This is a genomic window from Mesorhizobium kowhaii (assembly GCF_042431665.1).
In the GTDB taxonomy this organism is placed as follows: Bacteria; Pseudomonadota; Alphaproteobacteria; order Rhizobiales; family Rhizobiaceae; genus Mesorhizobium; species Mesorhizobium kowhaii.
On record NZ_JBHLYT010000013.1, the window covers coordinates 162,983 to 188,823 of the forward strand.

Annotated in this window: 31 protein-coding genes; 18 read left to right on the forward strand and 13 right to left on the reverse strand. The window is 63.2% G+C overall.

Features of this window, described 5'->3' with window-relative positions; all coding sequences use genetic code 11:
- Positions 1-60: 60 nt before the first annotated feature.
- Complete coding sequence (gene trxA, locus ACFFNA_RS12875) at positions 61-384, forward strand: thioredoxin (protein WP_111545430.1); 324 nt, start codon at positions 61-63, stop codon at positions 382-384.
- A gap of 130 nt (positions 385-514) precedes the next feature.
- Positions 515-796, forward strand: coding sequence for a cupin domain-containing protein (locus ACFFNA_RS12880; protein WP_378918679.1), 282 nt, complete (start codon positions 515-517; stop codon positions 794-796).
- A gap of 30 nt (positions 797-826) precedes the next feature.
- Here the strand turns inward: ACFFNA_RS12880 and ACFFNA_RS12885 are convergent, their stop codons facing one another.
- From ACFFNA_RS12885 to ACFFNA_RS12910, 6 genes are all read right to left on the reverse strand, one after another.
- Positions 827-1,246, reverse strand: coding sequence for a VOC family protein (locus ACFFNA_RS12885; RefSeq protein ID WP_378918681.1), 420 nt, complete (start codon positions 1,244-1,246; stop codon positions 827-829).
- Positions 1,247-1,280: 34 nt separating this feature from the next.
- Positions 1,281-2,606 carry a bifunctional folylpolyglutamate synthase/dihydrofolate synthase gene (locus ACFFNA_RS12890; RefSeq protein WP_378918683.1) on the reverse strand — a complete coding sequence of 442 codons (1,326 nt, stop codon included), beginning with the start codon at positions 2,604-2,606 and terminating at the stop codon, positions 1,281-1,283.
- A 120-nt stretch (positions 2,607-2,726) separates the two neighbouring features.
- The gene (gene accD, locus ACFFNA_RS12895) at positions 2,727-3,653 is read right to left on the reverse strand and encodes an acetyl-CoA carboxylase, carboxyltransferase subunit beta (protein WP_111545048.1); all 927 of its coding nucleotides are present in this window, start codon (positions 3,651-3,653) and stop codon (positions 2,727-2,729) included.
- Between the two features lie 48 nt (positions 3,654-3,701).
- Positions 3,702-4,541, reverse strand: coding sequence for a tryptophan synthase subunit alpha (gene trpA, locus ACFFNA_RS12900; RefSeq protein ID WP_378918686.1), 840 nt, complete (start codon positions 4,539-4,541; stop codon positions 3,702-3,704).
- A gap of 2 nt (positions 4,542-4,543) precedes the next feature.
- The gene (gene trpB / locus ACFFNA_RS12905; RefSeq protein ID WP_378918688.1) at positions 4,544-5,794 is read right to left on the reverse strand and encodes a tryptophan synthase subunit beta; all 1,251 of its coding nucleotides are present in this window, start codon (positions 5,792-5,794) and stop codon (positions 4,544-4,546) included.
- Positions 5,795-5,881: 87 nt separating this feature from the next.
- Complete coding sequence (locus ACFFNA_RS12910) at positions 5,882-6,541, reverse strand: phosphoribosylanthranilate isomerase (RefSeq protein WP_378918690.1); 660 nt, start codon at positions 6,539-6,541, stop codon at positions 5,882-5,884.
- Positions 6,542-6,654: 113 nt separating this feature from the next.
- On the opposite strand from ACFFNA_RS12910, the gene ACFFNA_RS12915 reads away from it, so the two are divergent.
- A complete protein-coding gene (locus ACFFNA_RS12915) occupies positions 6,655-6,873 on the forward strand; it encodes a hypothetical protein (RefSeq protein ID WP_111545044.1) in 219 nt (72 codons plus the stop codon).
- 13 nt (positions 6,874-6,886) lie between these two features.
- Here ACFFNA_RS12915 and ACFFNA_RS12920 read toward each other — a convergent pair whose 3' ends face one another.
- From ACFFNA_RS12920 to ACFFNA_RS12935, 4 genes are all read right to left on the reverse strand, one after another.
- A complete protein-coding gene (locus ACFFNA_RS12920; RefSeq protein ID WP_378918692.1) occupies positions 6,887-7,645 on the reverse strand; it encodes a M48 family metallopeptidase in 759 nt (252 codons plus the stop codon).
- A gap of 100 nt (positions 7,646-7,745) precedes the next feature.
- Positions 7,746-8,228 carry a DUF2852 domain-containing protein gene (locus ACFFNA_RS12925; RefSeq protein WP_111545041.1) on the reverse strand — a complete coding sequence of 161 codons (483 nt, stop codon included), beginning with the start codon at positions 8,226-8,228 and terminating at the stop codon, positions 7,746-7,748.
- Between the two features lie 75 nt (positions 8,229-8,303).
- Positions 8,304-9,488: a benzoate/H(+) symporter BenE family transporter gene (locus tag ACFFNA_RS12930; RefSeq protein ID WP_378918694.1), complete on the reverse strand. Its 1,185-nt coding sequence runs from the start codon at positions 9,486-9,488 to the stop codon at positions 8,304-8,306.
- Entirely contained in the window at positions 9,488-10,276 is a 789-nt protein-coding gene (locus ACFFNA_RS12935) for an alpha/beta hydrolase (protein WP_378918696.1), read from the reverse strand. The genes ACFFNA_RS12930 and ACFFNA_RS12935 overlap by 1 nt, the downstream gene beginning before the upstream one ends.
- A 206-nt stretch (positions 10,277-10,482) precedes the next feature.
- Here ACFFNA_RS12935 and infC point away from each other — a divergent pair, with 206 nt between their 5' ends.
- The 8 genes from infC (at position 10,483) to ACFFNA_RS12975 (ending at position 17,471) form a co-directional block, all read left to right on the forward strand.
- Complete coding sequence (infC, locus tag ACFFNA_RS12940; RefSeq protein ID WP_010912915.1) at positions 10,483-11,019, forward strand: translation initiation factor IF-3; 537 nt, start codon at positions 10,483-10,485, stop codon at positions 11,017-11,019.
- A 343-nt stretch (positions 11,020-11,362) separates the two neighbouring features.
- The gene (locus tag ACFFNA_RS12945) at positions 11,363-11,989 is read left to right on the forward strand and encodes a methyltransferase family protein (RefSeq protein WP_378918698.1); all 627 of its coding nucleotides are present in this window, start codon (positions 11,363-11,365) and stop codon (positions 11,987-11,989) included.
- Positions 11,990-12,181: 192 nt separating this feature from the next.
- Positions 12,182-12,385, forward strand: a complete 204-nt coding sequence (gene rpmI, locus ACFFNA_RS12950; protein ID WP_006201248.1) for a 50S ribosomal protein L35 — start codon at positions 12,182-12,184, stop codon at positions 12,383-12,385.
- Positions 12,386-12,422: 37 nt separating this feature from the next.
- Complete coding sequence (gene rplT / locus ACFFNA_RS12955; RefSeq protein WP_023672281.1) at positions 12,423-12,824, forward strand: 50S ribosomal protein L20; 402 nt, start codon at positions 12,423-12,425, stop codon at positions 12,822-12,824.
- Positions 12,825-12,919: 95 nt separating this feature from the next.
- Positions 12,920-14,005 carry a phenylalanine--tRNA ligase subunit alpha gene (gene pheS, locus ACFFNA_RS12960; RefSeq protein ID WP_184873102.1) on the forward strand — a complete coding sequence of 362 codons (1,086 nt, stop codon included), beginning with the start codon at positions 12,920-12,922 and terminating at the stop codon, positions 14,003-14,005.
- The gene (locus tag ACFFNA_RS12965; protein WP_111545036.1) at positions 14,002-14,424 is read left to right on the forward strand and encodes a GFA family protein; all 423 of its coding nucleotides are present in this window, start codon (positions 14,002-14,004) and stop codon (positions 14,422-14,424) included. Before pheS ends, ACFFNA_RS12965 begins: the two co-directional genes overlap by 4 nt.
- Complete coding sequence (gene pheT / locus ACFFNA_RS12970; RefSeq protein WP_378918710.1) at positions 14,421-16,829, forward strand: phenylalanine--tRNA ligase subunit beta; 2,409 nt, start codon at positions 14,421-14,423, stop codon at positions 16,827-16,829. Before ACFFNA_RS12965 ends, pheT begins: the two co-directional genes overlap by 4 nt.
- Positions 16,830-16,868: 39 nt before the next feature.
- Complete coding sequence (locus ACFFNA_RS12975) at positions 16,869-17,471, forward strand: nucleotidyltransferase family protein (protein WP_111545034.1); 603 nt, start codon at positions 16,869-16,871, stop codon at positions 17,469-17,471.
- 114 nt (positions 17,472-17,585) lie between these two features.
- Here ACFFNA_RS12975 and ACFFNA_RS12980 read toward each other — a convergent pair whose 3' ends face one another.
- Positions 17,586-18,581 carry an aldo/keto reductase gene (locus ACFFNA_RS12980; RefSeq protein ID WP_378918712.1) on the reverse strand — a complete coding sequence of 332 codons (996 nt, stop codon included), beginning with the start codon at positions 18,579-18,581 and terminating at the stop codon, positions 17,586-17,588.
- A 183-nt stretch (positions 18,582-18,764) separates the two neighbouring features.
- On the opposite strand from ACFFNA_RS12980, the gene ACFFNA_RS12985 reads away from it, so the two are divergent.
- The 6 genes from ACFFNA_RS12985 (at position 18,765) to ACFFNA_RS13010 (ending at position 24,155) form a co-directional block, all read left to right on the forward strand.
- Complete coding sequence (locus ACFFNA_RS12985; RefSeq protein ID WP_111545032.1) at positions 18,765-19,655, forward strand: LysR family transcriptional regulator; 891 nt, start codon at positions 18,765-18,767, stop codon at positions 19,653-19,655.
- Between the two features lie 44 nt (positions 19,656-19,699).
- Positions 19,700-20,278, forward strand: a complete 579-nt coding sequence (locus ACFFNA_RS12990; protein WP_378918715.1) for a cytochrome b — start codon at positions 19,700-19,702, stop codon at positions 20,276-20,278.
- Positions 20,279-20,349: 71 nt separating this feature from the next.
- Positions 20,350-20,925 carry a YceI family protein gene (locus ACFFNA_RS12995; RefSeq protein WP_378918717.1) on the forward strand — a complete coding sequence of 192 codons (576 nt, stop codon included), beginning with the start codon at positions 20,350-20,352 and terminating at the stop codon, positions 20,923-20,925.
- 79 nt (positions 20,926-21,004) lie between these two features.
- Positions 21,005-21,991, forward strand: a complete 987-nt coding sequence (locus tag ACFFNA_RS13000) for a Gfo/Idh/MocA family protein (protein WP_378918719.1) — start codon at positions 21,005-21,007, stop codon at positions 21,989-21,991.
- A gap of 110 nt (positions 21,992-22,101) precedes the next feature.
- Positions 22,102-23,760: an FAD-binding dehydrogenase gene (locus tag ACFFNA_RS13005; RefSeq protein WP_378918721.1), complete on the forward strand. Its 1,659-nt coding sequence runs from the start codon at positions 22,102-22,104 to the stop codon at positions 23,758-23,760.
- A 203-nt stretch (positions 23,761-23,963) separates the two neighbouring features.
- Positions 23,964-24,155: a hypothetical protein gene (locus ACFFNA_RS13010; RefSeq protein ID WP_378918723.1), complete on the forward strand. Its 192-nt coding sequence runs from the start codon at positions 23,964-23,966 to the stop codon at positions 24,153-24,155.
- Between the two features lie 38 nt (positions 24,156-24,193).
- Here ACFFNA_RS13010 and ACFFNA_RS13015 read toward each other — a convergent pair whose 3' ends face one another.
- Together ACFFNA_RS13015 and ACFFNA_RS13020 are read right to left on the reverse strand one after the other, a co-directional pair.
- Positions 24,194-24,493 (reverse strand): hypothetical protein, encoded by a 300-nt coding sequence (locus ACFFNA_RS13015; RefSeq protein WP_378918725.1) that lies wholly within the window; start codon positions 24,491-24,493, stop codon positions 24,194-24,196.
- A 60-nt stretch (positions 24,494-24,553) separates the two neighbouring features.
- A complete protein-coding gene (locus ACFFNA_RS13020; RefSeq protein WP_378918726.1) occupies positions 24,554-24,829 on the reverse strand; it encodes a hypothetical protein in 276 nt (91 codons plus the stop codon).
- A 16-nt stretch (positions 24,830-24,845) separates the two neighbouring features.
- Here ACFFNA_RS13020 and dapA point away from each other — a divergent pair, with 16 nt between their 5' ends.
- A complete protein-coding gene (gene dapA / locus ACFFNA_RS13025) occupies positions 24,846-25,802 on the forward strand; it encodes a 4-hydroxy-tetrahydrodipicolinate synthase (protein ID WP_378918728.1) in 957 nt (318 codons plus the stop codon).
- Positions 25,803-25,841 lie beyond the last annotated feature (39 nt).

Consider the following 25,841-nt stretch of genomic DNA (forward strand, 5'->3'; position numbering starts at 1 on the left):
AAGAAGGGCACGATCACCACCACATTTGGTGCGACAAAAACTTTCGAAAGGATTTTCCGCATGACCACCGTCAAGGTCGACAAGAGCAATTTCCAGGCCGATGTGCTTAACGCCAGCGTACCGGTCGTCGTCGATTTCTGGGCGGAATGGTGCGGTCCCTGCAAGATGATCGCTCCCGCGCTCGAAGACATTGCCACCGAACTTGGCGCCAAGGTGAAGATCGCCAAGCTCAACATCGATGAGAATCCCGAGCTTGCCGCGCAGTTCGGCGTGCGCTCGATCCCGACGCTGATGATCTTCAAGGGCGGCGAAGTGGCCGACATGAAGGTTGGCGCCGCACCCAAGACCGCGCTGTCGCATTGGATCAATGGCAGCCTCGCCTGATCCGTTTGAAATTCCTGATTCAAGCCCGGCCTCACGCCGGGCTTTTTGTTGGCGTCATCGGTGGGCCGCTCTGGCCCTCACATCTGCGCACTCGATGTCTTCTGTTGGCAGCAGAAGCAGGAGAAACGCTATGACCGGATCCGCAAAGGCCACCGTCTTCATCGACAATGAGCGTGTCATCGTCACCGAGTACCGCTTCGCGCCGGGCGACAACACCGGCTGGCATCGCCATGGCCACGACTATGTCGTCGTGCCGCTGATGGACGGCAAGGTGAAGCTGTTGACCAAGGACGGCGAATCCTTCGCCGAGATGAAGAAGGGCGCGCCTTATTTCCGCAAGGAGGGCGTCGAACACGATGTCATCAACGCCAATGACGGCGAATACGCCTTCATCGAGATCGAGTTGAAGTAACCCGCCAAAGCCGTCAGGCGGCAGGCGCGATTACCAGTCGGCGATACGATCGCCTCCGGCGAATTGCGCACTTTTTTCGGTATACTCGAACAGCTCGATCTTCACGTCGTTGGGGTCGCGAATCCAGGCCTGGTAGGTATCATCGCAGGCGAGCTTCTTTGCCGTAACCTCGACGCCCTTCGACCTGATATGGGTGATCGCTGCGTCGATGTTTTCCACTTCAAGGCAGAAGTGGTTGATCTGGTTCAGGTCGCTATAGCTGGCCCCGTCCTTCTGGAACACCTCGACGTGGCTGCGACCGCCGCAATCGAGGTAGAACCCGAAAATCTTGCCGTCACGCAGGAAATTGAACTGGGTGTCCATGCCGAGGACATCGCGATAGAAGCGTCGCGTCGCCTCCAGATCATTTGCAAAGATGCAGACGTGAGCGACCTGCTTCACCTTGATCATGACTGCTCCTTGCGGTGATCGCCGAAAGCCGGCCTCAGGTCGGGGGCGTGCCGTTCTCGGCCAGCACCGCGCCGGCCAGATACAATGAACCGCCGATCAGGATGCGCGGCGGCGGGCCGACCCATGTGTCGCGCAGCAGCATCAGCGCGCTGGCGACGGAACTCACCGGCTCGGCGGTCAGCCCGGCTTCCGTCGCGCGGACCGCCAGTTCATCGTTCGGCACGCCGGCGTCGCTGAGGCTCACTGGCACCGTGTAGACATGCCGGGCGAGGCCCTTGAAGGCGCGGAAATAGCCGCTCTGGTCCTTGGTGTTGATCATGCCCGAGATGAGGAAGAGCGGCCGCGGGTTCTTTTCTTCCTGCTCGGCCAGCGCCTCGGCAATCACCACGCCGGCGCCCGGATTGTGGCCGCCGTCGAGCCAGATGTCGGCACCCTTCGGCGCCAGTTCGGTCAGCCGGCCCTGCGCCAGCTTCTGCATGCGGCCGGGCCAGGCGACATTGATCATCGCCTTCTCGGCAGCGCGATGGCTGATCTCGAAGCCGGCCGCCTTGACCGCCGCGATCGCCGCCGCCGCATTGGCGAACTGGTGGCGTCCCGGCAGCCGCGGCGGCGGCAGGTCCATCAGGCCGTCTTCGTCCTGGTAGACCATGCGGCCGTTCTCCTCGAAAGCGAGGAAATCCTGGCCGTAGACGAAGGTCGGACACTCGAGCCGCTCGGCGGTCTCGATCAGCACCTGCAGCGCAGTCTCGCTTTCCTGCGCGCCGATGACCACCGGGCAGCCGCGCTTGATGATGCCGGCCTTTTCGGCGGCGATCAGTTCGACGCGGTCGCCAAGATAGGCCTCGTGGTCGAGCGACACCGGCATGATCACCGATACGGCCGGCTCCTTGATGACGTTGGTGGCGTCGAAACGGCCGCCTAGCCCGACCTCGATGATGGCGGCATCGGCCTGGTGTTCGGAAAACAACAGGAAGGTGACGGCGGTGAGGATCTCGAAGACGGTGATGTGCTCGCCTTCATTGGCCCTGGCGACGCGGGCGATGGCGTCGGCGAACACCCTGTCGTCGACCAGCCTGCCGCCGCCATCGGCGGCCAGCCGGTAGCGCTCGTGCCAGTTGACCAGATGCGGCGACGTGTGGACATGGACGCGGTAGTCCGCCGCTTCCAGCAGTGCGCGCGAAAACGCCGCGCACGAGCCCTTGCCGTTGGTGCCGGCAATGTGGATCACCGGCGGCAGCCGGTCCTGCGGATTGTCAAGCCGCTCCAGCAGCCGCGAAATGCGGTCGAGCGAAAGGTCGAAGCCTTTCGGGTGAAGCGCCATCAGGGCTTCGATTTCGCGGTCGGCGGCAAGCGTTGTCATGGCGCAATCCTGGCCCATGGCCCGGGAACCAGAATCGGTTTCGAAATGGCCATGGCAATCAAAAAGCTACAGCGCGCCACGGACATGGCGCAATCGCGTTTCGCGGCGAAGAATGTCGCGTCAGGCCTGTGGGCGTGCCTCGGCCGGAATTGTTGCCGGCGGCAGGATTTCCGGTTCGAGAGGCCTTTGCTCCTCCGGCAGCTTGAGCAGCATTTTCAGCAGCCTTGCGATCGTTTCGCGCATCTGAAGCCTCGACACCACCATGTCGACCATGCCGTGCTCCATCAGGTATTCGGAGCGCTGGAAGCCGTCCGGCAGTTTTTCCCGGATCGTCTGTTCGATGACGCGCGGCCCGGCAAAGCCGATCAGCGCGCCGGGTTCGGCGATGTGCACGTCGCCCAGCATGGCGTAGGAAGCGGTGACGCCGCCGGTGGTCGGGTTGGTCAAAACGACGATGTAGGGCAGGCCGGCCTCCTTCAGCCGGTCGACACCAACCGTGGTGCGCGGCAGCTGCATCAGCGATAGGATGCCTTCCTGCATGCGGGCGCCGCCGGACGCGGCGAACAGGATCAGCGGCCGCTTGCGCTGCAAGGCCACTTCGAAACCGTGCACGATGGCGTCGCCCGCGGCCATGCCGAGCGAGCCGCCCATGAATGCGAAATCCTGCACCGTCACCACCACCGGCAGGCCCTCGACGGTTCCCAGCGCATTGATGATCGCGTCTTCGAGGCCGGTCTTGGCCTTGGCGTCCTTCAGCCGGTCGACATAGCGTTTCTCGTCGCGGAATTTCAGCGGATCCTGCATGACCTTGGGGTTGTCCAGGGTCTCGTACTTGCCGTCGTCGAAGAAGAACTTCAGCCGCTCCTTGGCCGAGATCTTCATGTGATGGCCGGAGGACGGGATGACGAACTGGTTGGATTCCAGGTCCTTGTGGAACACCATCTCGCCGGTCTCCGGATCCTTGATCCAGAGATTCTCGGGCATGTCGGTGCGCCGGCCGAGCATCGAATTGATCTTCGGGCGAACGTAATTGGTGATCCAGTTCATCGCTTCGGCTCCTGTCCTGACGAAGATTTGGGAAGAGAGGTAGGAAAACTATTCGGCAGCAGCAAGGCGGGCCGAGCGCACACCTTGCGCAAGGCCGCTGACCAGCGTGGCAACGGCTTCGGCCGGGTCGGCGGTCTTTTCGCCCTTCGGCCCCAGCACATTGGCCACCGCATTGACGATCGCGGTGCCGACGACGACGCCGTCGGCATTGGCGCCGATCACCCGCGCCTGCTCTGCGGTCTTGACGCCGAAGCCGACGCAAACGGGCAGGTCGGTATGGCCCTTGATACGCTTCACCGCCGCCGCCACCTTGCCGGTGTCGGCCAGCGCCGAACCGGTGATACCGGTCATCGACACATAGTAGACGAAGCCCGACGTGTTCTGCAGCACCTTGGGCAGGCGCTTGTCGTCGGTGGTCGGCGTCGCCAGCCGGATGAAGTTGATGCCGGCCTTGAGCGCCGGAATGCACAGTTCCTCGTCCATTTCCGGCGGCAGGTCGACGACGATCAGCCCATCGATGCCGCTGGCGATCGCATCCTTGAGGAAGCGGTCGACGCCATAGATGTAGATCGGATTGTAATAGCCCATCAGCACGATCGGCGTTTCATTGTCTCCGGTCCGGAACTCCGACGCCATCTTCAGCGTCTTGACCAGCGTCTGGCCGCCTTTCAGCGCCCTCAAGCCCGCCGCCTGGATCGCAGGGCCATCGGCCATCGGATCGGAGAAGGGCATGCCGAGCTCGATGACGTCGGCGCCTGCTCCAGGCAGTGCCTTCATGATCGACAGCGAGGTGTCGTAGTCGGGGTCGCCACCCATGAAATAGGTGACGAGTGCCGGGCGGCCCTCGGTCTTCAGCTTGACCATGCGGCGGTCGATGCGTGTGGTCATGATCAGATCTCCATGCCCAGCATGCTGGCCACCGTGTGCACGTCCTTGTCGCCACGGCCGGACAGGTTGACGATGACGATCTGGTCCTTGTCCATGGCCGGAACGATCTTCACCGCATGCGCGATGGCGTGCGCCGATTCCAGCGCCGGGATGATGCCTTCGACGCGCGTCGTCAGCTTGAAGGCCTCCAGCGCCTCGTCGTCGAGGATCGGCACATATTCGACGCGGCCGGAATCGCGCAGCCAGGAATGCTCCGGGCCGACGCCCGGGTAGTCCAGCCCGGCCGAGATCGAATGCCCGTCCATGATCTGGCCGTCGGAATTCTGCAAGAGATAGGTGCGGTTGCCGTGCAGCACGCCAGGCTTGCCGGCGTTCATCGAGGCGCAATGCTCGATGCCGTCGAGACCGCGGCCGCCGGCCTCGATGCCGATGATACGAACCTCTTTGTCATCGAGGAAAGGATGGAACAGGCCAATGGCATTGGAGCCACCGCCGACACAGGCGATGATGGTGTCCGGCAGCCGGCCTTCCTGCTCCAGGATCTGCGCGCGCGCCTCGGTGCCGATCACCGACTGGAAGTCTCGCACCAGCTCCGGATAGGGATGCGGGCCGGCGGCGGTGCCGATCAGATAATAGGTGTCCTCGACATTGGTCACCCAGTCGCGCAACGCCTCGTTCATGGCGTCCTTCAGCGTGCCGTGGCCGGCGGTCACCGGCCGCACTTCGGCGCCGAGCAGCTTCATGCGGAAGACGTTGGGGCTTTGGCGAGCGACGTCGGTCGCGCCCATATAGACGACGCAGGGAAAGCCGAAGCGGGCCGCGACCGTGGCAGAAGCCACGCCATGTTGGCCGGCACCCGTCTCGGCGATAATGCGCTTCTTGCCCATGCGCTTGGCCAGCAGGATCTGGCCGAGGCAATTGTTGATCTTGTGCGAGCCGGTGTGGTTCAGGTCCTCGCGCTTGAAATAGACCTTGGCGCCGCCCCCGAGGCCCTTCGCCGAGGAAACCTCACGAAGATGCTTCGTCAAACCCTCGGCGAAATAAAGCTTCGACGGTCGCCCGGCATAGTGGGTCGAAAGGTCCGTGAGTTCAGCCTTGAAATCGGGATCGTTCTTGACCTCGTTCCAGTGCCGCTCGAGGTCGAGGATCAGCGGCATCAGCGTTTCGGCAACGAAACGACCACCGAAAATGCCGAACATGCCCTGTTCGTCGGGTCCGGTGCGGAAGGAATTGGGTGTCGCCGGCTTGTCCATCGCCGATCTCCTGGTCTCGATGTGGGGGCATGTCCTTGTCGGAAAACCGGTTCCCACTTTTCCGGGACATGCTCTGGTTTGAGCCGGTCAGGCGGCGCGGTTGTCGCGCGCTGCCCTGACGGCCCGGAAAAACTGTTCGATCAGCGCCGGATCCTTGACACCCGGCGCGCTTTCCACGCCGGAGGAAATGTCTATTCCGGGCGGGTTGGCAAGCCGAAGGGCATCGCCGATATTGGCGGCGTTGAGCCCACCGGAAAGCATGTAATCGACGCCGGCGTCAAGGCCGGTGAGGATGCGCCAGTCGTAGGCCACGCCGTTGCCGCCCGGCAGCTCAGAGCCCTTAGGCGGCTTGGCGTCGAACAGGAAATGATCGGCAATGCCGATAAACGGCTTTAGCCGCTCGAGGTCGGCGGCCTCGCTGACCGATAGCGCCTTCATAACCGGCAAGCCGTAGCGGGCTTTCACCTCGGCCACCCGCTCCGGCGTTTCCGAGCCGTGCAGCTGCAGCATGTCGGGCTGCATCGCTGCCACGATCTCATCCAGGAAGGCGTCGCTGGCATCCACGGTGACGGCGACCGCTTTTGCCTTGCCGCGCGCTGCCTCGCGTAGACGGCCAGCTTCGGCAGGCTCGACATAGCGCGGGCTTTTGGCGAAGAAAATAAACCCGACATGGCTGGCGCCGCCGGCCAGCGCCGCCGCCATTGCCCCGTCGGTCTTCAAGCCGCAAATCTTGATGTCGAGCGCCATGGCGCGGGAATTGGCATGAAAAGCGGAAAGAGTCGAGAAAAAGCATACTGTTTGCCAGCAAGGCCAAAGGCGCTACCTATTGAAGGACAGGGATACAAGGCGGGAGCAAGATCATGGCTGACAGAACCGTTGCCGAACTCAGACAGAAGATCGCGCAGGCGCGCGAGGTCATCGCCCATCTAATGGACAAAGCCGCCTTCAACGGCGCCGAAGCGCATCGCGCGCTCGACTATTTCGGCGGCGATGAATTCGACGGCAACTTCCTGCCCTGGCCGCATCACGGTGATGAGGGGCTGCGGCCGGAGGAGCTCAACGCGGCGAATGACGATTGAGCGTCGTCTGGAACTACTCGAATACAATCGCCTGCAGCGCACCGCCATTGCGCTTCAGCCATGCCTTGCAGCGCTCGGTGTCCGGGCAAAGCTGCTCGCACAGTTTCCAGAATTTCGGGCCGTGGTTCATCTCCTTGAGATGCGCCACTTCATGCGCGACGAGATAATTTATGACCGGCGACGGCGCCATCATGATGCGCCAGGAAAACGACAGATTGCCGTCGGACGTGCAGGAGCCCCAGCGGCTCGTCGTGTCCTTGAAGCGGATCGCCTTGGCGCGCTTGCCCAGCGCCTGCGTGTGCTTCACCACCAGCGCCTCGATCTCGCGCTTGGCCTCGCGCTTGAGGAAATCGGCGATGCGGCGCGGCAGGTGTATGCGGTCGCCATGCACGATCAGCAGCGGACCGCGCTCGTCACGCGACACGGTGACGGTGCCGCGTTTCGAGGGCTCATGGACGATGCGATGCGACACGCCGCGCACCGGGATCTTGATGCCGGGCCGCACCTGCGGCCGGTTGGGCACCTTGGCCAGCCGCTGTTCCAGCCACTCCTGATGGCGGTCGAGGAACTTTTCGACCTCGCCCCGGCGCAGGCCGGGTGGCACGGTGATGCGCAGGCCGCGACCACCGGAATCGATGCGCAGCGTCAGCCGCCTTGCGCGGTCGTTCTCGACGATCTTGAGCGGCAATGAGCGGCCGGCAACGACATGCTCGCGCTCTTCTACAGGCGCGGGCTTGGGCTTTGTCAGATTGCGGAAGAAGCCGAAAGACATGGCCGGACGATACGCGATTCGAGGAAAACGAATAGAACAAAAAAGAAACGGCGCCGCTCGCGCGACGCCGTTTTTTCACGATGTGGCCTGTCGCCGGGCCTCAGTCGTCAAGCAGGTTCGAGCCCTTGCCACGCTTGGTGGTCGTCGTCCCGGTGCTCGGATCGGTCTTCGTCGGCGCCGTCGACTTGTTGCGGTTGGCCATGAAGCGGTCGAACTCGTCCTGATCCTTGGCACGGCGCAATTCGCGAGCGTATTCGTCGAACTGGGTCAGCATCTCGTCGAGCTTGCGGCGCTCTTCGTTCAGCCGCTCAAGTTCCTTTTCGCGCCAGTCGTCGAAAGCGACGTTGCCGGTGCGGGTGGAGCCGTGACCCCAGCGCGCGGCCTTGTCGGAACCGCGGCGGCAGCCGGCGAAGATACCGTCGGTCGCGCGGTTGACGTCACGCTTGAAGCCATCGAGGCGGTCGCCCCAGATGATATAGGCAAGCATGGCGAAGCCGAGTGGCCAGAACACCATGAAACCGATCACCATCAACGCGATGGTTGCCGGCGTCCAGGCCGGACGGATCAATGCAGATGTGTTCATTTTCTCCCATTCCTTCGGTTGGAGACAGCCAAACCCGGCTGCGTGGAATCGAAATGGGAAGGAGAAAACGGCGATTCAAGACAATGCCTGCCAAAACCGGACAAGCGGCTGAAATGATTGTCGCTTTTTGAGCCTATCGAGGAAAAGCACGACCAGGCCGGCAATCAGGCCCCAGAATGCGGCACCGACGCCGAACAGCGTCAGCCCCGAGGCGGTGACGACAAAGGTGACGGTGGCGGCCATGCGATCAGCCTCCTCCTTCAGCGCGATCGACAGCGCGTTGGCGAGCGACGCCATCAGCGCGAGACCCGCGACCAGCACGATCAGGCTCTGCGGCAGGACGGCGAAGATCGCCACCAGCGAAGCGCCGAAAATCGCGAAGACGAGATAGGCCAGCGCATAGAACGGGCCGGTCTTCCAGCGCTCGGCGGTGTCGGGATGGACGTCCGGCCCGGTGCAGATCGCCGCCGAGATTGCCGCCAGATTGGTGGTCGAGCCGCCGAACGGCGCCGACAGCAGCGAAAACAGGCCGGTGACGCCGATCAGCGGGCCGGGCTCGGGGTGGTAGCCGGCGGCGCGCAGCACCGCGAGTCCCGACAGGTTCTGCGAAGCCATGGTGACGAGATAGAGCGGCAGCGCGAGACCAATGATCGCCTTGGCGGTGAAATCAGGCGCAATCAGCGTCAGGGTCGACAGTTCCGGTGTCGGCAGGCCGCCGACGCGGCCCGTCAGGAAGGCGGCGAGGCCACCGCCGATCAGTACGGCCAGCACCGACAGCGCCGGATTGAATAGGCGGATGACGAAGAAGGTCGCGATCAGCGGCAGGATCAACTGGGGATCGACGGGAACGGTCTTCACCGCATTGAGGGCGAAGGTGACGACGATACCGGCCAGCATGCCCGAGGCGACAGAGGGCGGTATCCTCGAGATCAGCTTCGTCAGGGGCCGGAACAGCCCGGTAGCGATCAAGAGGACGGCGGTGACGATGAAGGCCGCGACGGCCTCGCCCACCGAAAAGCCGCTCGAAGCCGCGATCAGCGCCAGGCCCGGCGTCGACCAGGCGGTGATGACAGGCATTTTCGTGCGCCACGACAGCCACAGGCTTTCGATCGCCATGGCAAGGCAGATCGTCGTCACCCAGCTCGCCGTCTCGATCTGCGTCGCGCCGACTGCTTTGGCCGCGGCGATGACGATGGCCAGCGTGCCGCCAAAGCCGACGATGGCGGCGACGAACGCTTGTATCGGAATGGAAAGGCGCATCAGTTCTCCCTCTGTGCCATGGCGCCGACGGCCCGCACCAGCATGTCGAGATCCTGCGGTCGCGACAGCCGATGATCACCGTCGGGGATCAGCGACAAGGTCACGTCGTCGGACGGCAGCAGACTGACCAGCTTCAGCGCGTGGCTTGCCGGCACGTCCGCATCGGCCAGCCCCTGCAAGATGTGCACCGGGCAATGCGTGTCGATAGGGCCTGTCATCACCAGGTTGTTGCGTCCGTCCTCGATCAGCGCGCTTGTGTAGATGTAAGGCTCAGCGGAATAATCCGACGGCTCCTCGAAGAAGCCCTTTTCGGCGAGGTCGCGCTTCTGCGCCTCGGTCAGCACCGGTTCGACCAGCTCAGCGGTGAAGTCCGGCGCCGGCGCCAGCAGCACCAGTCCTGCGACATTGCTGTCGCCCGCCTTGCGCAATTCCTGCACCATGCGCAGCGCGATCCAGGCGCCCATCGAGGAGCCGACCAGGATCTGCTTGCCCTGGGTGAACTGCCGGAACACGGCAAGGCTTTGCGCAAGCCATGTCGAAATCGTGCCGTCGGCAAAGGCGCCGCCGGATTCGCCATGGCCGGAATAGTCGTGGCGCAGGAACGCGCGGCCTTCTTTTTCGGCCCAGCCCGACAGCGTCTGCGCCTTCGTGCCCAGCATGTCCGACTTGTAGCCGCCGAGCCAGACGATGCCGGGCTCGGCACCTTTTGTATCGCGCACCGCGATGCTCGATCCCCCAACATCCAGAAAGATTGGGACATCCAGAAAGATTGGGGGCGTGGCAGTCATGGCTTTTTCCTCACACCTCGCTTTTGGCACAGCCAGCGCCGGGGCGGAAAGTGCTCGCTATGTTTCTTTCTTTGGTGCAGGCCAGCGATCAGGGTGATTTTCTGTCGACGCTGTGCTATTGACTCCGCCCGCGCGCTCACCACATTGGCGCGTCCACGCATCAAGACTGACAAACCCCGAACGAAACGGCCAAGGAGACCACGACCATTCGCAGACCTTTCAAAGCAGCGGCGCCGACCAAGGATGGCCCGCGCTCCAACCGTGATATCCGGGTTCCCCGGGTCCAGCTTATCGACGCCGAAGGCCAGAACCGCGGCGATGTTTCCATCAACGACGCATTGCTGCTCGCCGAAGAGGCTGGGCTCGATCTCGTCGAGATATCGCCCAATGCGGTGCCCCCCGTCGTAAAGATCCTCGATCTCGGCAAGTTGAAATACGCCAACCAGAAGAAGGCGGCCGAGGCGCGCAAGAACCAGAAGGTCATCGAGATCAAGGAGATCAAGATGCGCCCGAACATCGACAGCCATGACTACGAGACCAAGATGAAGGCGGTTCGCCGCTTCTTCGAGGAAGGCGACAAGGTCAAGCTGACATTGCGTTTCCGTGGCCGCGAAATGGCGCATATGGAACTCGGCATGCAGCTTCTGAACAAGGTTCGCGAGGAAGTGGCGACCATCGCCAAGGTCGAAGCGGAACCGAAGCTCGAAGGCCGCCAGATGATGATGGTGCTGGCGCCGCGCTAGGGTGTATTGAGATTCAGGTCAGGCCGAGCCGAAAATGGTGGCTTTCGAGATCCGGAGCGGAGCGGACATTTGGGTCCGTGAGCACCGGAAGCGCAGGAAGCTGCCGTTTGCAGGCCGGCATCACCTGAATATCAACACACCGAGATCACGATGACGTCAGGCCTGGTCATCGCGCTCTAAATCCGCCTGAATTGTAGTACAGGGCGTCCCGGCGATCGGCGGGACGCCTGTTTCTTGGCCACAGCTGCGATCGCCGGCTCTGTTTTTATGCATGTCGTCCTCCCAAAACCGGGGCCACTTTTGGGCGACATGCATTAGGCTCCTCGACGATCGGATTCCTCCCTTGGACAAAGAACTCAAATACGGGCTGGGTAACTACCAGCACACGCGCAGGATAGTGCTTGCCGTTCTCGTGGTCGTACTGTTCGCCGCGCTGCTGTTTGGCCAATCGACCTTCCCGCCCGATACGGCGATGCATGAGACGATCGAGATGTTCGGCGTGCTGCTGATTTTTCTCGGCCTCGTCGGTCGCCTTTGGTCGACGCTCTACATAGGCGGGCGCAAATCTTCCGAAGTGGTGACGGGCGGACCCTACTCGATCACCCGCAACCCGCTCTATGTGTTCTCGACCGTGGCCGCGGCCGGCGTCGGCGCGCAGATCGGCTCGTTCTCCGGCATCATTCTCTTTGCTGTTCTGTGCGCGGGCGCCTTCCATATCGTCATCCTGCGCGAAGAGAAATTCCTCAAGGAAGCGCTCGGCGCGCCCTATCAGGCCTATCTGGCAAGGGTGCCGCGCTTCTTTCCGAACCTTTCCCTCTACCAGGAGGGCGATACGGGCAGCTTCAAGCCGCGCCTGCTGTTGAGCACACTGCTCGACGGCCTTGTGTTCCTCATTGCGCTGCCGGCTTTCGAGCTGATCGACGGCGCCCAGCAGTCGGGCATGCTGCCGGTATTGTTTACGCTCCCCTGACCAGGGACGCAGCGTCCCGGGAACGAGCGGCGCAGTGGGTGTTGCACAGCCGCCTGCTTTGACGTATAGGACCGCCGTTCAAGAAAACCGCCCGGCAGGGCATGCCGTGGCGGTTTCATTTGCTTTTCGGGCTTTGGTCGGCCCGAAGCGAACAAGAAGCGCGATAGTGCGCCAACAATACGGAGTAGCAAAATGCCCAAGATGAAGACCAAGTCCGCCGCCAAAAAGCGGTTCAAGATCACAGGTACGGGTAAAGTCCTGTCGGCTGCGGCCGGCAAGCGTCACGGCATGATCAAGCGTTCCAACAAGTTCATTCGAAATGCCCGCGGCACGATGGTTCTGGCTGAACCGGATGGCAAGAAGGTCATCAAGAATTTTCTGCCGAACGGCCTCTAAGGCATTCGGTCCGGACACGTTTTAAGGAGATCATGACATGGCACGCGTAAAGAGAGGCGTCACCTCGCACGCCAAGCACAAGAAGGTCCTGAAAGCCGCCAAAGGCTTCTACGGCCGCCGCAAGAACACCATCCGCATCGCCAAGCAGGCGGTGGAAAAGTCGATGCAGTACGCCTATCGCGACCGCAAGAACCGCAAGCGCTCGTTCCGCGCGCTGTGGATCCAGCGCATCAACGCCGCGACGCACGAGCACGGCCTGACCTATGGCCGCTTCATCGACGGCCTCAACAAGTCGGGCATTGAGATCGATCGCAAGATCCTGTCGGACATGGCCATCCATGAGCCGCAGGCTTTCGCCGCACTCGTGGCCAAGGCCAAGGTTGCGCTCGAATATCTGAAGAACACCACGCCGAACGCTTTTGAAAGCGCTGTCGCTTAAGACCAGCGCTTCCCAAGCATTCGAAATTCTGATTTGGGGAACCCGCGCTGGCACGGCTGGCGCGGGTTTTTCTTTGGCTCAATCGGGTCTGGAACATGAGTGACATGGAAACTCTCGAAAATTCCCTGATGGCTGACATCGCATCGGCCGCGGACGAGGCCTCGATCGAGGCGGTGCGCGTTTCGGCGCTAGGCAAGAAGGGCTCGGTTTCCGAGATGCTGAAGACGCTCGGCGCGATGAGCGCCGAGGAGCGCCAGCTCAAGGGTCCGGCCATCAACGGCCTCAAGAACCGCGTCACCGATGCGCTCTCGCTGCGTCGGGCCGAGCTGAAGGATGTGGCGATCACCGCCCGCCTGGCCGCCGAAAAGGTCGATGTGACGCTGCCGGTGCGGCAGTCGCCGGCCGAGCGCGGCCGCATCCATCCGATCAGCCAGGTCATCGACGAGATCGCGGCGATCTTCGGCGACCTTGGCTTCTCGATCGCCGAAGGTCCGGACATCGAGACCGACTATTACAATTTCACCGCGCTGAATTTCCCGGAAGGCCATCCGGCGCGCGAGATGCATGACACCTTCTTCTTCCAGCCGGACGAGAAGGGCGAGCGCAAGCTTTTGCGCACCCACACCTCGCCGGTGCAGATCCGCACCATGGAGACGAAGAAGCCGCCGATCCGCATCGTCATTCCGGGAAAAACCTACCGGCAGGATTCGGACGCCACCCACTCGCCGATGTTCCATCAGGTCGAGGGGCTGGTGATCGACAAGACGGCCAATGTCGCCAACATGAAGTGGGTGCTGGAAGAGTTCTGCAAGGCCTTCTTCGAGGTGCCCTCGGTCAAGATGCGCTTCCGGCCGTCCTTCTTCCCGTTCACCGAACCCAGCCTCGAGGTCGACATCCAGTGCGACCGTTCGCGACCCGGCGAGGTGCGCTTCGGCGAAGGTTCCGACTGGATGGAGATCCTCGGCTGCGGCATGGTTCATCCCAATGTGCTGCGCCATGGCGGGCTTGACCCGGACGAATACCAGGGCTTCGCCTGGGGCATGGGCATCGACCGCATCGCCATGCTGAAATACGGCATGCCGGACCTGCGCGCCTTCTTCGATGCCGATGTCCGCTGGCTGTCGCATTACGGCTTCAGGCCGCTCGACATGCCAACGCTGTTCGGAGGCTTGAGCGCATGACAGCCGCCCACGCCGGCGGCTGCCGCTGCGGCGCCGTGCGGTTCGAGGCCTCGGCCGAACCGCATCACATCAGCTATTGCCATTGCGGCGATTGCCGGCGGGCGAGCGGCGCGCCGGTGTCGGCCTTTGTTGGCTTCCTGGTCGATCAGGTGGCGTTCACGGGCAAGGCGTTGAAGATGTATGAGAATGGGCCGGTGACGCGCTCGTTCTGCGGCGTCTGCGGCTCGCCGATCGCCTATGTCGACGAGCGGCTGGAGGACGTCATCTATTTCACGCTCGGCGCCATGGACATGCCGGGCGATTTCAGGCCGACGCTGCATGCCTATGTCAGCGAGCAGCTTCCCTTCCTGCATATGTCCGACGATCTGCCGAGACATCTGAAAACAAGCGTCAAAAGACCAGACGGAACAGTCCCATGAAATTCACCCTCTCCTGGCTCAAGGACCATCTCGAGACCGACGCCTCGCTCGACGAGATCGTCGAGCGGCTGACCTCGATCGGCCTCGAAGTCGAGCATGTCGACGACAAGTCGAGCCTGAAACCGTTCGTCATCGCCAAGGTGCTGACAGCGGTGCAGCATCCCGATGCCGACCGGCTGCGCGTGCTCACCGTCGACACCGGCGACGGCAAGGCGCCTGTTCAGGTGGTGTGCGGAGCGCCGAACGCCCGCGCGGGCCTGATCGGCGCCTTTGCCGCGGCAGGTACCTATGTGCCCGGCATCGACGCGACCCTGACGGTCGGCAAGATCAGGGGCGTTGAAAGCCATGGCATGATGTGTTCCGAGCGCGAGCTCGAACTTTCCGACGAGCATAACGGCATCATCGATCTGCCTGAAGATGCGCCTGTCGGCACCAGCTTCGCCAGCTATGCGCATCTCGACGACCCGGTCATCGAAATCAACCTGACGCCGAACCGGCCGGATGCCACCAGTGTCTACGGCATCGCCAGGGATTTGGCGGCGAGCGGGCTCGGCACGTTGAAGAGCGCTGCGATCGAGCCGATCCCGGGCAAGGGCGAGACGCCGGTCAAGGTGACGATCGAAGCGCCGGAACTTTGCCCCGGCTTCGCGCTGCGCCTCGTGCGCGGCGTCAAGAACGGCCCATCGCCGAAATGGCTGCAGCAGCGGTTGATCGCCATTGGGCTGAGGCCGATCAGCGCGCTGGTCGACATCACCAACTATGTCACCTTCGACCGCGGCCGGCCGCTGCACGTGTTCGACGCTAGGAAGGTTGCAGGCAACCTGACGGTGCGGCGCGCGCGCGATGGCGAAAAGGTGCAAGCGCTCGACGGCCGGGAATACACGCTGACGCCGGAGATGTGCGTCATATCAGACGAGAACGGCGTCGAGTCGATTGCCGGCATCATGGGCGGCGAACATTCGGGCTGCGACGAGAACACGTCGGACGTGCTGATCGAATCGGCCCTTTGGGATCCGATCACCACCGCCCGCACCGGCCGCACGCTCGGCATCATCACCGACGCGCGCTACCGCTTCGAGCGCGGCGTCGACCCCGAATTCATGGTGCCCGGCGTCGAACTGGCGACCAGGTTGGTGCTCGATTTCTGCGGCGGCACGCCGACGGAGGTCGAGGTGGCTGGCTATGCCGGCCACCAGCCCAGGATCGTTTCTTTCCCGCTTTCGGAAGTGAAGCGACTGACCGGCATCGAGGTGCCACGGGCGGAAAGCCTAGACATCCTGTCGCGCCTCGGCTTCGAGCCGCAGGGCTCGGGCGAAATTGTCGACGTGAAGGTTCCGTCCTGGCGCCCCGATGTCGACGGCAAGGCCGACCTGGTCGAAGAGGTGATGCGCATCCACGGCGTCGACAACATCGTGCCGCAGCCGCTCGGTGCGCATGACGCGGTCAATGCAAAGATCCTCACCACGCTGCAGGTCCGCACCCGCACGGCCAAGCGCGCGCTCGCCGTGCGTGGCATGATGGAGGCCGTCACCTGGTCGTTCATTCCGGCCAAGCAGGCTGAACTGTTCGGCGGCGGCCAGACGGCGCTGAAGCTCGCCAACCCGATCGCCGCCGACATGTCCGACATGCGGCCGTCGTTGCTGCCGGGACTGATCGCCGCTGCCCAGCGCAATGCCGACAGGGGTATCGGCGACGTCGCCCTGTTCGAAGTGTCGGGCACCTATGAGGGCGACGGCGCCGACCAGCAGCGGCGCGTGGCCGCCGGCGTGCGGCGCGGCACGGCCAAGCTCGACGGCTCAGGCCGCAATTGGGCTGGCAATTCGGGCCCGGTCGGCGTGTTCGATGCCAAGGCCGATGCGATCGCCGCACTCGAAGCCTGCGGCGCGCCGGTCGACCGATTGCAGGTCGAGGCCGGCGGCCCGGCCTGGTATCATCCCGGCCGTTCCGGCACCATCAAGCTCGGGCCGAAAACCGTGCTCGGCACCTTCGGCGAGTTCCATCCGAAGACGCTGGAGGGCCTCGATGTCTCCGGACCGCTCTGCGGCTTCGAAGTGTTCGTCGACGCCGTGCCCGAGCCGAAGGCCAAGCCGACGAAAACCAAGCCGAAGCTGGAACTCTCCGCCTTCCAGGCGGTCAAGCGCGATTTCGCTTTCGTCGTCGACAGGACGGTCGAGGCCGGCACGCTGGTCCGCGCGGCACTCGGCGCCGACAAGAAGCTGATCACGGCTGTCTCGGTCTTCGACATTTTCGAAGGTGCGTCGCTTGGCGAAGGCAAGAAGTCGATCGCCATCGAGGTGTCGATCCAGCCGGTCGAGAAAACTCTGACCGACGAGGACTTCGAGGCCCTGGCCAAGCGCATCGTCGAGAATGTCGGCAAGCAGACGGGTGGCGTGCTCAGGACTTGAGGGATTGCGCAGGCATGTCGAATCGCCCTCCAAAGGGCGATGGACCATTTGCGCTATTCAGGACTCCCGTTCGACGCACAACGCGCGGCGTTTCTCGACATCGTGTCGGCCGACCCGCTGGTCCACGACGCGTTGGCGAGGGCACGCTCGTTCGACCTGCCGGACTGGCTGGTCGTTTCCGGTGCTCTCTACAACTCCGTTTGGAACCACCTGACGGGCAAACCGTCGGGTTACGGCATCAAGGATGTCGACCTGTTCTATTTCGATGAGAGCGACCTCTCCTATGAGGCTGAGGATGGTGTGATTGCCGCTGCCGTTCCGGTCTTTGCGGAACTGCCGCTGCCGGTCGAAATTCGCAATCAGGCCCGTGTCCATCTCTGGTATCCCCTGAAGTTCGGACAGCCGTGCCCGCGCTACACAAGTTCCAGCGACTCGGTCCGCCACTTCGCCTCCAAAACCCATGCGGTTGGGGTTCGCTTCGATGCGGATGGGCAGCTTGACCTCGTGGCGCCGTTTGGTCTCGACGATGTCTTCTCGTTTCGCATCACGCCGAACCGGGTAATGGACAACCGACAAACTCATGAGGCCAAGGGGGCGCGTGCGAAGGCCAACTGGCCGGAAATTACAGTTCTGCCTTGGTAAATGTCGGCGGGACAGAGGGGGGCGCTGTCCCGCCAAAGCTTTCCAATTTCTATGCAGCGCGTACCACGCAAGAGGGGCGCCGAAGCGCCCCTTCGATTGATCCGAGATCAATGCTCACCCATTCACCAGCGCCAGCAGCTCCTCGGTGTAGCGCTTGCCCACCACCTTGTCGGGCGACAGCGCGTCGCCGATGGCTTGCACCTCGGCCGCGCTGAGCTCGATCCCGGCTGCCGCCGTGTTCTGCTCAAGATGGCGGATTTTTCGTGCGCCGGGGATCGGTACGATGAAATCGCCCTGGTGCAGCACCCAGGCCAGCGCCAGCTGCGCCGAGCTCACGCCCTTTTCAGCCGCCATCTTCTCCAGCGTGGCGATAGCCACTGCATTGGCCGCCATGGCGTCGGCCTGGAAGCGCGGCAGGCCGCGACGCCAGTCGTCATCGCTCAAAGCCTCAGGCTTGGCGATGGTGCCGGTCAAAAGGCCGCGGCCGAGCGGGCTGTAGGGGACAAAGCCGATGCCGAGTTCGCGGCAGACGGCGAACACCTCGTCTTCCGGGTCGCGGCTCCACAGCGAATATTCGCTCTGCACGGCCGATATCGGATGCACGGCATGGGCCCGGCGGATGGTCGCCGCACTCGCCTCCGACAGGCCGAGCGCGCGCACCTTGCCCTCGCGCACCAGCTCGGCCATGGCGCCGACCGTATCCTCGATCGGCACGTTGGGGTCGACGCGGTGCTGGTAGTAGAGGTCGATAACGTCGGTGCCCAGCCGCTTCAGCGACGCCTCGGCGACAGCCTTGACGTGTTCGGGGCGGCTGTCGACGCCGGCCATGCGGTCGGTGCCGGTGCCTTCCTCCAGGATCTTGAAGCCGAACTTGGTCGCGATCGTCACCTTGTCACGAACGGACTTCAGCGCCTTGCCGAGCAGGATCTCGTTCTCGTAGGGGCCGTAGACCTCCGCCGTGTCGAAGAAATTGACGCCGATGTCGACGGCGCGGTGCAGGGTGGCGATCGCGTCGGCTTCTGGCTGGCCGCCATAGACGAAGCTCATGCCCATGCAGCCGAGGCCGACCGGGTAGACGTTCAATTCAGTTCCTAGCTTGCGGGTTTGCATCACGCGTCTCCTTGTTGTGATGCTTAAAGCGCGTCGACAACGCGCTTTAAGTCTTTGTTTTTTGCATGTCGTTGCCCCCCAAACCGCTGCGCACTTTTGGGCGACACGCATGTGGAGATAGCGCCTTGTTCTATGTTCGATAATCGTCTTTCATGCGCACGGGCTGTTCTATAAAATAGATCGATGAATCGAGCCCATCTTTCACAACTCGCGGTGCTCGCGACCGTCGCCCAATGCGGCAGCTTTCGCGGCGCGGCCAGGGAATTGGCCATCGCGCCATCGGCGGTCAGCCATGCGGTGTCCAGCCTCGAGGCACGACTTGGCGTTCGCTTGCTGTCGCGCAGCACGCGCAGCGTTGCGCCCACCGAAGAAGGTGCGCAGTTGCTGGAGCGGCTGCGGCCGGCGCTGTCGGAGATCGACTTGGCGCTGGAGACGGCGATCGAGGCGCGTGACCGGCCGGCGGGTAATTTGAGGCTTACCGTACCGCGCACCGCCGCCCAGCTCACACTCGCACCACGGCTCGGGGCGTTTGCCCAGGCCTTTCCCGACATCGTGCTGGAGATCGTCGTCGAGGATCGCTTCACCGATGTGGTCGAAGGCGGCTTCGATGCCGGCGTCAGGCTCGGCGAAAGCCTGCAGCCGGACATGGTCGCGGTGCGGATCGGAGCGTCGATCCGTGGCGCTGTGGTTGCCGCTCCTTCCTATTTCGAGACCATGCCGCGCCCCCTGCATCCGCGCGACCTGGCGGCACATCGCTGCGTCCGCTTCCGCTTCTCGAGCGGCGTGCTCTACCGCTGGGAGTTCGAAAAGGATGGCGAGGAGCTGGAGATATCAGTCGAAGGTCCGCTGATCGTCGGCGAGGATCGCCTGATAGTAGAAGCGGCGCTCAACGGCGCCGGCCTGACCTTTGTGTTCGAAGGCTATGTCAGCGAGGCAATCGCCGACGGCAGGCTTGTGCGCGTGCTGGAGGACTGGTGCCCGCCCTTCGACGGGTTCTTCGTCTACTACCCAAGCCGCCGCCAGATGCGCCCGGCGCTCAGGGCTTTCGTTGATTTCTTCAAGATCAGCGGGTGAAGCGCGGGCCGGAAGAAACCCGCCCCACCATTCGTTCACGTCCCATGCAGATATCAATCACCAACAGCACGACCCGCTATGGCTGGGGCGCGATCATTCTCCACTGGCTGATTGCGCTGATCTTCATCGGCCAGTTCGGGCTCGGCTTCATCATGGTGCGGCTGACCAGCCAGCGCACCGCCTTCGAACTGATCCAACTGCACAAATCCTTCGGTTTTCTGCTGCTCGGCCTGATCATCCTGCGCATCGCCTGGCGTCTCGGCAATGCCGCGCCGGCGCTGCCGCGTTCGGTCGGAATCCTGGAGCGGCGGGCCGCGCCGCTCGCTCACCTTGGGCTCTACGCGTTTCAACTGGCCCTACCCTTGTCCGGCTGGGCGCTGGTGTCGGTGTCGATGCTGGAGATCCCTAGCCTGCCGTTCAATCTGTTCATCATGCCGAACCTGCCGCTGGCCGAATCGGATGCGGCCGAAAGCTTCTGGGCGTCAGCGCATTGGTATCTCGCCTATGCCGGCATGGCCCTGGTCGTGCTGCATGTCGCGGCGGCGCTGCGTCATCATTTCCAGCTCAGGGATGGCGTGCTCACACGCATGATCACGCCTTCGTCAGAAGACAGTGCGGAATAGAGCGGCCGGGTCATTCGTTCATTGTGTGAGGGCGCGCAGGAAATGCGCTGCCTACAACAAGGAACACCTCAATGTACACGCGTATCCTCGGATTTGCGGCGGTCGCCGTTTGCCTTGCCATGCCGGCTTCAGCGGCAATCGCGCTTGGTGATGCCGCCGGCAGTTACGCGATCAGCCCGGCCAACTCCTCGATCCGCTTTTCCATCGGCAAGGTCGGTGGCGGCGGCCTCGATGGCGCCTTCGGCCGTTTCAAAGGCTCGATCCGCATCGACAACAGCGAGGTCGCCCGCTCGCAGGTCAATTTCACCATATTTCCCGAAAGCGTCGGCACCGGCCAGGGCCGCATCGATGCCTTCCTGCGCTCCGACGCGGTGTTCGACGCCGCCAACAGCCCGGAAATCCAGTTCCGCTCGACCAGCGTGACCCGCACCAGCGACACCACGGCCCTCGTCAGCGGCCGGTTGACGGCGCGAGGCAAGACATTCCCGGAAAAGTTCACGGCCGAGCTTGGCGACCTCAAGGCCGGCACGATAAAATTCCATGTCACCGGCAAGGTGCTCAGGTCACGCTACGGCATGGATGTCGGCACGCCGATCTATTCCAACATCGTCGACTTCGACATGACGCTGACGGGCAAACGGGGCTGAATCCAGGCAGTCCCGGTCATTGGCTTTTCTCTCGATTTCGGGCAAACCTCCTCGCCTGCAATCGCTATGGAGAAGCGTGATGTTCCGATGGGGTGTGTTGTCGACGGCCAAGATCGGCCGCGAGCAGTTGTTGCCGGCAATGGTCGACGCGGAGAACGGCGTTCTGTCGGCGATCGCCAGCCGAGACCTGTCGAAGGCCAAGGCACTGGCAGAGCGCTTCGGCGCGCGCCAAGCCTTCGGCTCCTATGAGGAGTTGCTTGCCTCGAAGGACGTCGATGGCGTCTACATCCCGCTGCCGACCTCCCAGCACGTCGAATGGACGGCGAAGGCCATCGAGGCCGGCAAGCACGTGCTGGTCGAAAAGCCGCTGGCGCTCGACGCCAAGGATATTGCCCCACTGATCAAGCTGCGCGACGCCAAGAAAGTGCTGGTCTGCGAAGCCTTCATGGTCATCTACCACCCGCAATGGATCAAGGTGCGCGACCTGATCGCCAGCGGCGCCATCGGCCGGCTGCGCCATGTCCAGGGCGCCTTCTCCTATTACAATGTCGATCCCAACAACATGCGCAATAAGCTCGATCTCGGCGGCGGCGCGCTGCCCGATATCGGCGTCTACCCCACCGTCTCGACGCGCTTTTCCACCGGCAAGGAGCCGCTGCGTGTGCAGGCGACAATCGAGCGCGACAAGACATTCGGCACCGACATCTATTCCTCGATCCGCGCCGATTTCGGCGACTTCGAGCTGTCCTTCTACCTGTCGACGCAGATGGCGGCGCGCCAGGTGATGGTGTTCCACGGCGAGAAAGGTTTCATCGAGCTGTTCTCACCCTTCAACGCCGGGCTCTACGACCATCACCGTGTCGAACTGCACAACCAGAACCACACCGAGGCGCAGGTGTTCCGCTTTCCCGGCACCCAGCAGTACCGGCTGGAGGTCGAGACCTTCGCGCGGGCCGCACAGGGTGGCAAGGAGCGTGTCTTCACGCTGGAAGAATCCGTGCTCAACCAGAAGGTCATCGACGCCATCTTCCGCGCCGGCGGCAAGGACGGCTGGGAGGCCGTCTAGCCTTTTGTTTGACGCAATTCCCAAGGGAAAGCGCTATGCGCTTTTCCCGGGAAAACCCGTTTTGCAATTTTCCTGGAATTGCTTTAGCCGGCTAACGGAGAGGAGAAAAAATGGCTGACGATGCGGACGTGATCATTGTCGGCGCCGGCCTTGCAGGGCTGGTCGCCGCCGCCGAGCTTGCCGAGGCCGGCAAGAAAACCGTCATCGTCGACCAGGAGCCGGAACAGTCGCTGGGCGGCCAGGCGTTCTGGTCGTTCGGCGGCCTTTTCCTCGTCGATTCGCCCGAGCAGCGGCGCATGCGCATCCGCGATTCGCATGATCTGGCGCTCGAGGACTGGCTGGGCACCGCTGCCTTCGACCGGCCGGAGGATCTCTGGCCGCGTCGCTGGGCCGAAGCCTATGTCGGCTTTGCCGCCGGCGAGAAACGCTCCTGGCTCATGCAGCGCGGCCTGAAATTCTTTCCCGTGGTCGGCTGGGCCGAGCGTGGCGGCGGCAATGCCATCGGCCACGGCAATTCGGTGCCGCGCTTCCACATCACCTGGGGCACCGGACCCGGCGTGCTTGAGCCCTTTGTGCAGCGCGTGCGCGAAGCCGAGAAAAGCGGGCTGATCCGCTTCAAATTCCGCCACCGCGTCAACGAATTGACCCGCACGGGTGCCGCCGTCGACGGCGTGCGTGGCGACATCCTGCAGCCGAGCACCGTCGAGCGCGGCCACAAGAGTTCGCGCGACATATCAGGCGATTTCGAGCTCAAGGCGCAAGCGGTGATCGTTGCCTCCGGCGGCATTGGCGCCAACCATCGGCTTGTCCGCGAGAACTGGCCACAACGGCTGGGCGCGGCACCGAAGCGCATGATCACGGGCGTGCCCGACCATGTCGACGGACGCATGCTGGCGATCACCGAAGCGGCCGGCGGCAGCATCATCAATCGCGACCGCATGTGGCACTATGTCGAGGGCATCAAGAACTGGGCGCCGATCTGGACCGATCATGCGATCCGCATCCTGCCCGGCCCGTCATCGCTGTGGCTCGATGCCAGGGGCAAGCGCCTGCCGGTGCCGCTCTATCCCGGCTTCGACACGCTGGGCACGCTCAGCCACATCATGAGCACCGGCTTCGACTATTCCTGGTTCATCCTGACCAAGAAGATCATCCAGAAGGAGTTCGCGCTGTCGGGCTCCGAACAGAACCCCGACCTGACCGGCAAGAGCTGGCGGCAAGTGCTTGGCCGCGCCACCTCAGGCATTCCCGGGCCGGTCAAGGCGTTCATGGAGAAGGGCGAGGATTTCATCGTCGAGGCCGACCTGCCGACGCTGGTCGCCCGCATGAATGCGCTGGCCGGCGGCGAGCCGCTGCTCGAACTCGCAAAGGTCGAGCGCGAGATCCGCGCCCGCGACCGGCAACTCGACAATCCGTTCTCCAAGGACATGCAGATCACCGCTCTGCGCGGTGCCCGCGCCTATCTCGGCGACCGGCTGATCCGCACGGCAAAGCCGCACAAGATGCTTGACCCGGCAAATGGCCCGCTGATCGCGGTCCGACTCAACATCCTGACCCGCAAGACGCTGGGCGGCCTGCAGACCGATCTCGACAGCCGCGTGCTGGGTGCCGATGGCCAGCCGGTGGCGGGGCTCTACGCCGTTGGCGAAGCCGCCGGTTTCGGCGGCGGCGGCGTGCATGGCTATGCGGCGCTTGAAGGCACGTTCCTCGGCGGCTGCATCTTTTCCGGCCGCGGCGCCGGCCGGGCAGCGGCCGCCTCGGTGGCGTGAAAAGGCGACATCACGGTCCGATCTTCCAGCTTGGGCTCTACATACGCCCAGGTGATAAACATATGACTTTTTTATATTTTTCAGTTTTGGGCCGCCTCGAATACAAATGCGGATGCTTTTATCTTTCTGAGTGCAGCCGGTCCTGAGCCGCTGCAGGCAGTCACCACCTCGTGGTGACAGTTCCAGAAAGAAGGAAGTCTCCGATGTTCCTCTCGGACGGGCTCTATCTGCCCACCCATCGTCCGCTGCCGACCTCGCAGCTCGAGCAGGCGCGGCTTGCGGCCAACAACAATCGCCGGCATGTCAGCCTGGTCGCGCCATTCACGCCGACATGGTGGCTCCTGGTCGTCGGTGCCTTGCTGGTCGCCGCCGCCATCGCTGCCCAGGTCTCCTGATCGCAAGGCAGGAGATGACGATGCAAAGTTCTCATATATCACCCGATGGCAACGCTCTTCACCGCTTCGTGGTCGGTCGCGACGGCGAAGGTCACTGGATCGCGCGTGACGAAGAAGGCCTGACCGGCGGCGTTTTTGCCGACAGGAGTTCCGCCGTCCGGTTCGCCACGATGGAAAGCGGTCGTCAGGCCGGTGCGATACGCTTCGCCCCGGCGAGCGTCCGCCTCTCCCTGTTCAACTGATCCTGTTTCCGGCTGCCTTCGCCTTTCCGGAATGGTCTGGCCATGGACACCTCCAACACTGCCGATCTGGCCGGACTGCTTGACCGTCTCCCGCATGTCGGCAGGTTGCTCGAACACCAGCTGTGGGAGGCCGCACGCGGTCTGTCGCTCGACAGATCATCCCGGCAAGGCCGCCGGTTTGCCGATCTGGTCGAGGCCGGCGCCACGCTCGACGCCGTCCTCCTGCTCGTCGCCTTGTCGAAACCGGAGCGTTCGGTGTCGTCGATCGGTAGGATCGGCGAGCGTTGGCTTTGCAGCATTCACGTCACGCCTGCAGGGGCGCCGGGCAAGGTCGGCATAGTCGAAGCTGACCATACGGATCTGGCTGCCGCGGTGCTCTCGGCCTTGCTTGCCTCGCACCTCGAACAGGCAGCGTACCCAAACAATCACCAAGGAGAATTTGATTCCCATGACACCCGAACAAGCACGAATGCGCCTGACAGGAGCGATGACCGCGCTGGTAACGCCGTTCACCGACGGCGAGGTCGACCTGAAGCAACTGACCACGCTGTTGCGTTGGCAGATCGAACAGGGGATCAACGGGCTGGTGCCGTGCGGCACCACAGGTGAAGCCCCGACCTTGTCGTGGGAGGAGCGCCTCGACATCATCGCGCTCTGCGTGAAAATTGCCGGCGGCAGGGTACCGATCATCGCCGGCACCGGGACGAACAGCACCGAGACGACAATTGCCTTCTCGACAGCCGCCGAAGCTTTTGGCGCCGACGCCGCGCTCATCGTGACGCCGTACTACAACAGGCCGAGCCAGGAGGGGATTTTCCGCCACTTCGAAGCGGTCGCCAGCAAGGTTAGGATACCGATCATCGTCTACAATGTCCCGGCGCGAACCGGCGTCGACCTGTCGCTGGAGACGGTCGAGCGCCTGGCGCGGATCCCAACCATCGTCGGCATCAAGGACGCCACCGGCGATGTGAACCGCCTGTCCTCGCTTCCCGCTGTACTGAGGCGCCGCTTCATCTGTCTGTCCGGCCACGACGCCACGTCGTTCGGCTTCAACACGATGGGCGGGCGTGGAACGATCTCCGTGGTCTCCAACGTCGCGCCCCGGCTCTGCGTCGAGGTGCATGATGCCTGCCGGCAAGGCGAAGACCACACCGCCCGGGCCATCCATCATCGCATGCGGCCGCTGATCGCCGCGCTTGAACTGGAGAGCAATCCGGTGCCGGTCAAATACGCCCTGCATCTGGCGCTGGGGCTGAGCCCGGACGTCCGCTTGCCATTGACCGCTATCCGTCCTGAAACCGCGACGGCAATACGAGAGGCGATGGTGACCCTGAACGAGGGTGGACCGGGCCTGGAGCAATTCCAGGAAAAGTGTGAAACGGTTTTCCGTCCGGAATTGCATTAAAACAAAGAGATAGAGCGGTTCAGCGTTTCCGTAAAACGA

Excerpts from the sequence above, each read along its gene's own strand:
- trxA (WP_111545430.1), top strand. The coding sequence starts at position 61 with ATGACCACCGTCAAGGTCGACAAGAGCAATTTCCAGGCCGATGTGCTT.
- ACFFNA_RS12880 (WP_378918679.1), top strand. The coding sequence starts at position 515 with ATGACCGGATCCGCAAAGGCCACCGTCTTCATCGACAATGAGCGTGTC.
- ACFFNA_RS12885 (WP_378918681.1), bottom strand. The coding sequence starts at position 1,246 with ATGATCAAGGTGAAGCAGGTCGCTCACGTCTGCATCTTTGCAAATGAT.
- ACFFNA_RS12890 (WP_378918683.1), bottom strand. The coding sequence starts at position 2,606 with ATGACAACGCTTGCCGCCGACCGCGAAATCGAAGCCCTGATGGCGCTT.
- accD (WP_111545048.1), bottom strand. The coding sequence starts at position 3,653 with ATGAACTGGATCACCAATTACGTTCGCCCGAAGATCAATTCGATGCTC.
- trpA (WP_378918686.1), bottom strand. The coding sequence starts at position 4,541 with ATGACCACACGCATCGACCGCCGCATGGTCAAGCTGAAGACCGAGGGC.
- trpB (WP_378918688.1), bottom strand. The coding sequence starts at position 5,794 with ATGGACAAGCCGGCGACACCCAATTCCTTCCGCACCGGACCCGACGAA.
- ACFFNA_RS12910 (WP_378918690.1), bottom strand. The coding sequence starts at position 6,541 with ATGGCGCTCGACATCAAGATTTGCGGCTTGAAGACCGACGGGGCAATG.
- ACFFNA_RS12915 (WP_111545044.1), top strand. The coding sequence starts at position 6,655 with ATGGCTGACAGAACCGTTGCCGAACTCAGACAGAAGATCGCGCAGGCG.
- ACFFNA_RS12920 (WP_378918692.1), bottom strand. The coding sequence starts at position 7,645 with ATGTCTTTCGGCTTCTTCCGCAATCTGACAAAGCCCAAGCCCGCGCCT.
- ACFFNA_RS12925 (WP_111545041.1), bottom strand. The coding sequence starts at position 8,228 with ATGAACACATCTGCATTGATCCGTCCGGCCTGGACGCCGGCAACCATC.
- ACFFNA_RS12930 (WP_378918694.1), bottom strand. The coding sequence starts at position 9,488 with ATGCGCCTTTCCATTCCGATACAAGCGTTCGTCGCCGCCATCGTCGGC.
- ACFFNA_RS12935 (WP_378918696.1), bottom strand. The coding sequence starts at position 10,276 with ATGACTGCCACGCCCCCAATCTTTCTGGATGTCCCAATCTTTCTGGAT.
- rpmI (WP_006201248.1), top strand. The coding sequence starts at position 12,182 with ATGCCCAAGATGAAGACCAAGTCCGCCGCCAAAAAGCGGTTCAAGATC.
- rplT (WP_023672281.1), top strand. The coding sequence starts at position 12,423 with ATGGCACGCGTAAAGAGAGGCGTCACCTCGCACGCCAAGCACAAGAAG.
- pheS (WP_184873102.1), top strand. The coding sequence starts at position 12,920 with ATGAGTGACATGGAAACTCTCGAAAATTCCCTGATGGCTGACATCGCA.
- ACFFNA_RS12965 (WP_111545036.1), top strand. The coding sequence starts at position 14,002 with ATGACAGCCGCCCACGCCGGCGGCTGCCGCTGCGGCGCCGTGCGGTTC.
- pheT (WP_378918710.1), top strand. The coding sequence starts at position 14,421 with ATGAAATTCACCCTCTCCTGGCTCAAGGACCATCTCGAGACCGACGCC.
- ACFFNA_RS12975 (WP_111545034.1), top strand. The coding sequence starts at position 16,869 with ATGGACCATTTGCGCTATTCAGGACTCCCGTTCGACGCACAACGCGCG.
- ACFFNA_RS12980 (WP_378918712.1), bottom strand. The coding sequence starts at position 18,581 with ATGCAAACCCGCAAGCTAGGAACTGAATTGAACGTCTACCCGGTCGGC.
- ACFFNA_RS12985 (WP_111545032.1), top strand. The coding sequence starts at position 18,765 with ATGAATCGAGCCCATCTTTCACAACTCGCGGTGCTCGCGACCGTCGCC.
- ACFFNA_RS12990 (WP_378918715.1), top strand. The coding sequence starts at position 19,700 with ATGCAGATATCAATCACCAACAGCACGACCCGCTATGGCTGGGGCGCG.
- ACFFNA_RS12995 (WP_378918717.1), top strand. The coding sequence starts at position 20,350 with ATGTACACGCGTATCCTCGGATTTGCGGCGGTCGCCGTTTGCCTTGCC.
- ACFFNA_RS13000 (WP_378918719.1), top strand. The coding sequence starts at position 21,005 with ATGTTCCGATGGGGTGTGTTGTCGACGGCCAAGATCGGCCGCGAGCAG.
- ACFFNA_RS13005 (WP_378918721.1), top strand. The coding sequence starts at position 22,102 with ATGGCTGACGATGCGGACGTGATCATTGTCGGCGCCGGCCTTGCAGGG.
- ACFFNA_RS13010 (WP_378918723.1), top strand. The coding sequence starts at position 23,964 with ATGTTCCTCTCGGACGGGCTCTATCTGCCCACCCATCGTCCGCTGCCG.
- ACFFNA_RS13015 (WP_378918725.1), bottom strand. The coding sequence starts at position 24,493 with ATGCGGGAGACGGTCAAGCAGTCCGGCCAGATCGGCAGTGTTGGAGGT.
- dapA (WP_378918728.1), top strand. The coding sequence starts at position 24,846 with ATGACACCCGAACAAGCACGAATGCGCCTGACAGGAGCGATGACCGCG.